This window comes from Paenibacillus sp. MSJ-34 (assembly GCF_018918005.1).
Taxonomy (GTDB): Bacteria; Bacillota; Bacilli; order Paenibacillales; family Paenibacillaceae; genus MSJ-34.
This window is the reverse complement of record NZ_JAHLPR010000092.1, coordinates 1-8012: the sequence shown is the minus strand read 5'-3', so window position 1 is coordinate 8012 and position 8012 is coordinate 1. Positions and strand designations below refer to the sequence as shown.

Genomic DNA, 8012 nt, shown 5'->3' with positions numbered 1-8012 from the left:
GATTATTACAAAGGAGTTCATGGCTATGAATACAGGATAAATGATGTGAAAAAGTAGACTGGGGACAGGGGAAGAAGATCCCCATACCCCAGCTTACTTTGGTACGTATGAACGGAGATGCACGAACTTAAAGGACGCCGTCAGGCGTTTTTCTTATCGGAACGTAAATGCGGTATAGGCTTTGACGGGGCGGCGAATTCATGTTATTTTAATCTTCGTTCGGTATAATGTAGTGGGTATAAGGTGACTGGAGGGGAACCGATGCGCAAAGAGAGAATCGAAGAAATTACGCTGCTGCGCGCGATGGCATTTCTTGCGATCGTACTGCAGCATTCGATAGGGGAATATATTTATCGGCAAGATATACTGCCGCAGGATGCGACCATGCTCGGGATGCTGTTTCATTTTACCCGTTACGGGACGTTGACGTTCGTTTTCTTGTCCGCCATGATTATGTTCTACAAGTACGAAGAGGATAAGCTGTCGTACGGACCTTTTATGAAGAAAAGGTTTACCGATATATTCGTCCCGTTTATGTGCTGGACCTTTGTTTATACATGGCTGATCCTCGGCCCTCCTTGGAACGGGGCGGGACGATTTGTAACGGAATATGGCAACCAACTACTTAGCCCGACTTACGGGTATCAGTTATGGTTTGTCGTGATGATTTTTCAGTTTTATTTGTTGTTTCCCGTAATCTTATGGGTTACCAAAAAGGTGAAAAACGCGTTTATCCGGCGATGGGGAGAGCGTCCCAAGGCGCTTTCCGTTCGCGTTGGAATCCTGATGCTCGGCTGTGCCGTTCTGTATGCCGGCCTGTTGTGGTTATCGTATTACCGGTTATTCGATATTAGCCGCGGCATGACAGGGGTATGGAAGTGGCTCATTGACCACCGTACGTTGCTGCTGCTCTTTTATTGGTTTTATGTGGCGCTCGGCGCGGTATGCGCGTTCGGCCTGCAGCGGTGGCGCTCGTTTATCGAGAAATCGTTCGCGTTGAACTTGCTATTGTTCGTCGTCCTATATATATGGCTTGGATATGAATTGCTGTCGAATTCGTCCGGCAATTTTACGCTGCAGCCGTCGACTTATTTGCGGCCGATTACCTTTATGCTTATTGTGCCGAATTTGTTCGTGATGTATGCGATCGCGCTGCATATCCAACGGATCGGCGGGGTGATGCTCAAGGTGATGCGTTGGATCGGAACGTACTCGTTCGGCGGATTTCTGGCGCATGCGCTCGTCTTGTCGATGGTTGCGCAATTGACGCGGCCGCTGCAAGGCGGCGGGTATCATTTATGGATGACGGCGGCGACGTTTGTCGTTGTTGCTGCCGGCTCGCTAGGTTTGACGAAGCTGATCAGCATGCTGCCTTTCGGCAGATGGATCGTCGGCTCGACGGGCAAACGGCGCAAAGGCGCCGCTGCCGGTGGTTCTTCCGGCCGGGCGGTGACGCGAGCGCAGTCGACGCGTTCGGCGAATTAAGTAAGGCGAGTCTCTCTCCTATCGATTTGGACGGGGACTCGCCTTTGTTGTTCCATGCGGCCTTAATGGGCTGGCGTGACGCGGGCGACGATGCCGTTGTGCACTTTGATCGTGCCGTGCCGCAATATTTCAAAGCCGTTCTCGTACACGTAGAGGCCCATTTGCCGAATGTCCATTAACTCGCGATACGTATGGTTCATTACGTCTTCCATTATTTTGTAGAATAGCTTCGTTTTGAGGTGCAGGCGCGGTGTCGTCATCACGACATAGCCGCCGGGCTTGAGGAATTTGCGATGCCATTCCATCACTTCCGGCTTCAAGGCATCGGGGAAATGCTCAAGCAGGCCGACGCTGAGCACGACGTCGAACTCCGGTCCGAAATCGAGATTGCGTATGTCGTCAATCAAATAATAGATGTTCATTTGGCTTTTGTACCATACGCGCGGCTGTCCGGTGACCGGATCGGTTCCGAGAAACGGATACGTGTCCGGGAAGTCGCCGAAGCGATGCGTGCGGCAATACTCGTCGTAGTCGACGAGTACGACTTCGCCGCCCGGATACATCGCATGCAGTTGCATCGCCTCATATCCTTCGGCGGCGCCCAGGAACAGGATGCGCGGGCGTTTGAGATCGAGCCCTTGGAATAGCGCTCTTTTGCCGCGGGGATCCCAAATGCCGTCCTGGATGCGGTGGGCATAGTTCCATATGCCGAGCTTCACGTAATCGCCGAGCGCCGCCTTCACTTCGCGCATCTGGAATTTGCGCATATGCCGCCACAACGCTTGGCCGGCTTCGCTCATTTCGCTTGGCACGTCCTTCTCGAACCATTCGTGAAACGAACGGTTGAAATATTGCCATGCGGTATGGGCAGGCATCGCTTGTTCATGCTCGCGCTCCCACTGCTTCCGGGCTTCCGCCATATTTTCGACGCGATACGGTTTGCCGATATCTTGCCAGCGCAGCTGCGACCAATCCTTCACCTGATTGGCGTCGATAAAACGTTCCCAATGTTCGTTGCGGGCATTGCGCAGATCGACCCGATAATTCGGCCGTTTGACCGTCGTTTCGAAATCGAGTTCGGTGTAAGGGAAGCTGTACGATGATTGCTTTTCGTGGTTTTGGACAATCATATGAATACTCCTCCTTTTTTACGGATAGCGACGTGCTTGTAGCGCCTTTGTGCATGTGCGGATGATGAGGTATTGTTATATGGCGGGATTTTCGCCAAGGTCTTATTTTGACGCGATTATCGCTTTGTTTGGTTGAAAATGCGGGCTTTCGGTGACGATCGATGAACGGTAAGCGGCGATGTCGCGGCTAACGGATGCAGGGGACCTTATTTGGGCAAAATTGAAACTTTTGGAAATGTAACGGAAGTGACGGACCTTATTTGCGGTCATTCGTTCATTTTTTGATGGCAAAACAAAGAATAAGAGCGCTGGGTTCCGTTAGAATTTGAATAGTCGGCTTTTTTGCAAATTAAGGTCTTCTAGTTCCGTTACAAATGTTGCACGTTCATCGAGAGGCAGTTTCAGCACGTACCTATCTCGTTTTCACAATAACGCCACTCGCAGTCGTTGGTTTCTGTAACCGGACAGAAGCGGGAAATGAACAGCAAAGATTACGGATAGCGAATGCGCTTACATGTTTGAAGCTCCAATGGTTGCAAGCGATTAAGAATGGGACTGACAGGGGCGGTTGATGCGATTTGTTTGTTATCCAGTCTAGTTATAGCGGTCGGTAGTTTTGGTGTTTGGAGTATGGATAGACGGGCTATTTTCAAGGTGTTGGCTATTTGTGGGATAAAATGTTAATCGAGTTAAATTTTTGTGTCGTTAAAGATACCTTGCGTTGGCATCGAGCGTGTTTTACAGAGTCGGCAAAACCTTATTCTTTATTATACTTTACTTTGCATTGATTTGTACCATAAAACATATTGATACAAGCGATTGAAACTCTTGATTTTAGCGGTTGAATTTTGCTACAATTAATGTCTGATCCGATCTTTCCATTGCTGTCCAAGAGACAGATACGATACGAAAGCCCATTCGGCAAAAAATTTCGATGATGAAGGAGTGAGAGCATGGGTAAGAAGAGTGACGGCAAGCAGCTCGCTCAGAATAAGAAAGCTTCCCATGACTATTTCATTGAGGAAACGTTCGAAGCGGGCATGGTACTGACAGGAACGGAAATTAAATCGATTCGGATGGGCAAGGCGAATATTAACGACGCTTTCGCTACGATCCGAAACGGGGAAATGTTCATCCACAATATGCACATCAGCCCGTTCGAGCAGGGCAACCGGTTCAACCCGGTCGATCCGACCCGCGCGCGCAAGCTGCTGCTGCATAAGGCGCAAATTCACAAGCTGCTGGGCCAGTCCAAGCAAGAGGGATATTCGATCGTGCCGCTCAAGATTTATATCCGCAACGGCTACGCGAAGCTGCTGATCGGTCTTGGCAAAGGGAAGAAGCAATACGACAAGCGCGAATCCGCCGCCAAACGCGATGCGCAACGCGATATTCAGCGGGCGCTGCGCGAGAAGCAGAAAATCGCGCGCTAACATGCCATTTCCGCAGGCAACGGCGCTTGGTTGATTCGATTCATCGCACCACAAGCATCCAACGCTTCCAACAACAAATTCTGTGGAGGCGGGGGGAATGTGGTATAATATATAGGTAGCATTTTATGCACAACTTTTGCTCGAACGAATGGACGATCCATTCACGAACGAGCCCATTTCGGGGGCGTTTTTGGATTCGACGGGGATAGTTTGAGCATGGGTAGCGGGTAGTGGGGACGCGTCCGCTTCAACAACGCTAACGCCAAATTTAAACGGCAAACAACAAAACAACTTCGCTTTAGCAGCTTAATAACCTGCTAGCGAGCTTCTACCCTGCATCGCCCATGTGCCGGGATAGGGGCCCAACCTTAGTGGGATACGCTGTCCAGTCTCCGCCTGGGGCTGGCTGAAGAAGACAATCAGGCTGACCTGAGAAGAACCCGGTTGCAGGGGGCCTCCTCAGGTGACATCAAAACTGCAACTACACCCGTAGAAGCCTGTGTGGCGATATTTTCGGACAGGGGTTCGACTCCCCTCGCCTCCACCATGTAAATCCACGACTGCATGAGGTTGTGGATTTTTGCTTTTCATCGATATTTATCTTACTATGATCGAGTACGTGAATAGGAAATCTCGGTTCACGGCGTAATATGTTATAGTAGTTCTATTTATGAAAGAAGTGAAAAAATGAATGAAGAGACATCAGAAAAAAAGTTGCTCTATTTGGATGGGATTAGGGGACTTGCGGCATTTGCCGTGGTCATTTCACACTACATGCAAGTGTTTTATCCAGCTGCGTTAAATGGAAGACCAGAACAAGCTCATTCTGAATGGGATATCTGGTACGGACATTCTCCGATTAATTTATTTTTTAATGGACAATTTGCCGTTTGTTTGTTTTTTGTGCTAAGTGGTTATGTGCTCAGTGTCAAAATGTTTGAAAAAGAGATCGATGGTGTAACCTTTCAAAAATTGTTGCATTCTTCCGCCATACGAAGGTACATTCGGCTTGCTGTGCCGGCAGCTGTATCCGTATTGCTTGTGTATCTAGCAATTATTATGAAAGCCTTTCATCTCCAAGAAATATGGGAAATAACATGGACGGATATGAAAAAGGACTACTACGCTTTAGATACAAATGTATATACCGTTATCAAGGCTGCTATTTTTGATCCGTTTTTCCGTGTTAAAGCACATCCTTATAATCCAGTCCTTTGGACAATGAGCTATGAGTTATTAGGTTCTTTTTTTATTTTTGGTTTTCTTGCTTTATTCGGACGAGTGAAGAAAAGATGGATGGTGTATGCGGTCTTATCCATTGCTCTTATTCAAACCTATTTTGTCGCTTTTTTGTGGGGGATGCTGCTCGCCGATTTGCTCAAGCACAAATGGATCCAAAGTAAAGTAACGACAGTACTTGTGCTTCTAATGGGGATTTACTTAGGTTCGGCGCCTTATACTTCATTAATGGGAACTATGTACGAACCCGTAGAAGTGTGGACAAAAAATATCAATGAATGGATACAATTTAACATCGATCCACGACTTCTTGCACGAACCCTAGGCTCTGCTATGATTTTGTTTGCTCTGCTTCGTTTAAAAGTGCTGCAACGTGTATTTGGGTGGAAAACATTCGCTTATTTAGGTAAGGTTTCATTTTCCCTTTACCTCATTCATTTCACTCTCCTAAATACGTTCTCTGCATTCCTGTTTAGTAAATTGATTCATTATTATAGTTATAATCTTGCCTATGCAATTACGTTTATGGTTTCTATGGTGCCATTATTTATTTTGTCGCATTTTTATATGAAATATATCGATCAAGGCGCATTAATACTAGCTCGAAAAGTTGAAAAAAAGATGACCACACAAACTGAACAGAGGCCTTTCCCGCAAGAAAACGATAAATATACAGCGCATACGAAATGATTGTATGCGCTGTTTTTGTGTAAAAATCCCAAATTGCTCTTTGCATAGTTTATTGCTTTTGCTGGATCTTATCTTTAACTAATAATACGTAGAAACCTTGTACCGTAAGCAAAATTAGCCATACGACAGTAATAAATATCCCTGTTCCCTCATGGTAAAACCATATTTTCCCTTCCTGAATTGATTGTTTAAGCCCAGATAAAAATTGTGGAGAAGATTCCATCCGTAACCACACATTAATAATGATGTGAACAATGATAAACAACGTCAAATGGTTAAAGAAATCCTTGCGAGTGCCCATTTCTTTAGCTAAATTCATGATTTCTCACTCTCCTCTTGATTTAATAAATCCAAAATTTGGTTATATAGTTCCTTAGTTTTTCAAATCCACATATGCTACTCCTTAACGATGATGTCATATGGCTATTTATAACATTAACGTTAACGTATAGGTCAAGTAAAAAAATAAATTTTTAAACGAAGGGTTTTTGGTGAGGCGACGGCAGAAGATTGTGGGAATTCTTTAACATTGCTTAGTCTTCAAAACTATTCTATAATACAAGGCTAGTAACGCGGCGTTAGGAGGAAACAATGGAATTTATTAAAGAGCAACTGGACAGATATGGCATGAGCGAACAAACCGTTGGTTATCTTTCGAATATTATCATGATTGTCTTTATAGCGGCGGTCTGCATCCTGGCAAATTTCATAGCCAAAAAAATCGTGCTAAAGACGATTATTCATCTCGTTCATAACAATCGGTATACGTGGGACAATATCATTGCGGAGAAAAAAGTGTTCCACAAGCTATCGCATCTCGTGCCGGCGATCATTATTTATTATTCTGCGCCCATCTTTCCGGCATATCAAACTTTGATTGAAAAAGCCGCACTAACTTATCTGACTATCGTAACCATCATGGTGTTGAATGCGTTGCTCAATGCTTTTGAGGCGATTTATCGCTCGTTTGAAGTCTCTAAGATCAGGCCGGTCAAGGGATATATTCAGGTTGCCAAGATCGTTCTATTTATCATTGGCGGCATTGTGGCGCTCTCGAATCTCATCGGTCAGAACCCGTTGATTATTCTCAGCGGATTAGGCGCATTGTCGGCTGTTCTCATGCTCATATTTAAGGATTCAATCCTAGGCCTGGTGGCAGGCGTTCAATTGTCTGCTAACGATATGGTGCGGGTCGGCGACTGGATTGAGATGCCTAAATACAATGCCGACGGCGACGTGATCGACATTACATTGAATACGGTAAAGGTCATGAATTTCGATAAAACGATCACCATGATTCCAAGCTACGCCCTCATTTCGGATTCGTTCAAAAATTGGAGGGGAATGAAAGCATCCGGCGGCAGAAGAATTAAGCGAAGCGTCTATATCGATACGAATAGCATCTCTTTTTGCACGAAGGAAATGATTGAGGAATTTCAGAAGATTCACTACCTTACCGAATATATCAATACAAAATTAGATGAAATTAATGCGTACAATCTGGAACATAATATTAATACGGATAGCAAAGTGAACGGAAGACATCTTACGAACATTGGCGTTTTCCGAGTGTATATACTTCAATATCTCAGGAATCACCCGAAAATTCATCAGGATTTGACGCTGATTGTCAGGCAGTTAGCGCCGGGAGATAACGGGCTGCCTTTGGAAATCTACGCTTTCAGCAATGATACCGACTGGAAGGTGTATGAATCGGTCCAGGCGGATATCTTTGATCACATTTTTGCAGTCGTGCCGACATTTGGGCTTCGTACCTTCCAAAATCCAACAGGCCACGATATTGGCCGTTTGAAAGAAAGCACTGAATATGTGCGCGAGGGAAGCGGCTTTATAAATTTTTAAACTTTATCCTGCCTAATTTTTAAGATCTCCTCTTTAACCTTAAGGTAAGGCAAAGTCCAGCGGTAAGATGTCAAGCCCCTGATTCATGAGAATTGGAAATTTACTTTAAGGAACAGGTCAATGAGTCAGGAAAAAAGACAACACCAAACTAAACCCAGTTCAAAAATCGAGT

The 8012-nt window shown here is 45.5% G+C and carries 6 protein-coding genes and 1 other RNA gene; 5 read left to right on the top strand and 2 right to left on the bottom strand.

The window, feature by feature from the left end; all coding sequences use genetic code 11:
- Nucleotides 1–261: 261 nt before the first annotated feature.
- The gene (locus tag KQI79_RS26700; protein WP_230192645.1) at nucleotides 262–1485 is read left to right on the top strand and encodes an acyltransferase; all 1224 of its coding nucleotides are present in this window, start codon (nucleotides 262–264) and stop codon (nucleotides 1483–1485) included.
- A gap of 62 nt (nucleotides 1486–1547) precedes the next feature.
- Here KQI79_RS26700 and KQI79_RS26695 read toward each other — a convergent pair whose 3' ends face one another.
- The gene (locus KQI79_RS26695; protein ID WP_216541385.1) at nucleotides 1548–2615 is read right to left on the bottom strand and encodes a class I SAM-dependent methyltransferase; all 1068 of its coding nucleotides are present in this window, start codon (nucleotides 2613–2615) and stop codon (nucleotides 1548–1550) included.
- Nucleotides 2616–3568: 953 nt separating this feature from the next.
- Between KQI79_RS26695 and smpB the strand changes: the two genes are divergently transcribed.
- From smpB to KQI79_RS26680, 3 genes are all read left to right on the top strand, one after another.
- A complete protein-coding gene (gene smpB / locus KQI79_RS26690) occupies nucleotides 3569–4048 on the top strand; it encodes an SsrA-binding protein SmpB (protein ID WP_216541384.1) in 480 nt (159 codons plus the stop codon).
- A gap of 180 nt (nucleotides 4049–4228) precedes the next feature.
- Nucleotides 4229–4595: a transfer-messenger RNA gene (ssrA, locus tag KQI79_RS26685) on the top strand.
- 140 nt (nucleotides 4596–4735) lie between these two features.
- Nucleotides 4736–5977 carry an acyltransferase family protein gene (locus KQI79_RS26680; protein ID WP_216541383.1) on the top strand — a complete coding sequence of 414 codons (1242 nt, stop codon included), beginning with the start codon at nucleotides 4736–4738 and terminating at the stop codon, nucleotides 5975–5977.
- A 49-nt stretch (nucleotides 5978–6026) separates the two neighbouring features.
- On the opposite strand, the gene KQI79_RS26675 is transcribed toward KQI79_RS26680, so the two are convergent.
- Nucleotides 6027–6296 (bottom strand): 2TM domain-containing protein, encoded by a 270-nt coding sequence (locus KQI79_RS26675; protein WP_216541382.1) that lies wholly within the window; start codon nucleotides 6294–6296, stop codon nucleotides 6027–6029.
- 272 nt (nucleotides 6297–6568) lie between these two features.
- Between KQI79_RS26675 and KQI79_RS26670 the strand changes: the two genes are divergently transcribed.
- Entirely contained in the window at nucleotides 6569–7840 is a 1272-nt protein-coding gene (locus KQI79_RS26670) for a mechanosensitive ion channel family protein (protein WP_216541381.1), read from the top strand.
- The last annotated feature ends 172 nt before the right edge of the window (nucleotides 7841–8012 follow it).

Coding starts and splice junctions, on each gene's coding strand:
- KQI79_RS26700 (WP_230192645.1), top strand. CDS start 262: ATGCGCAAAGAGAGAATCGAAGAAATTACGCTGCTGCGCGCGATGGCA.
- KQI79_RS26695 (WP_216541385.1), bottom strand. CDS start 2,615: ATGATTGTCCAAAACCACGAAAAGCAATCATCGTACAGCTTCCCTTAC.
- smpB (WP_216541384.1), top strand. CDS start 3,569: ATGGGTAAGAAGAGTGACGGCAAGCAGCTCGCTCAGAATAAGAAAGCT.
- KQI79_RS26680 (WP_216541383.1), top strand. CDS start 4,736: ATGAATGAAGAGACATCAGAAAAAAAGTTGCTCTATTTGGATGGGATT.
- KQI79_RS26675 (WP_216541382.1), bottom strand. CDS start 6,296: ATGAATTTAGCTAAAGAAATGGGCACTCGCAAGGATTTCTTTAACCAT.
- KQI79_RS26670 (WP_216541381.1), top strand. CDS start 6,569: ATGGAATTTATTAAAGAGCAACTGGACAGATATGGCATGAGCGAACAA.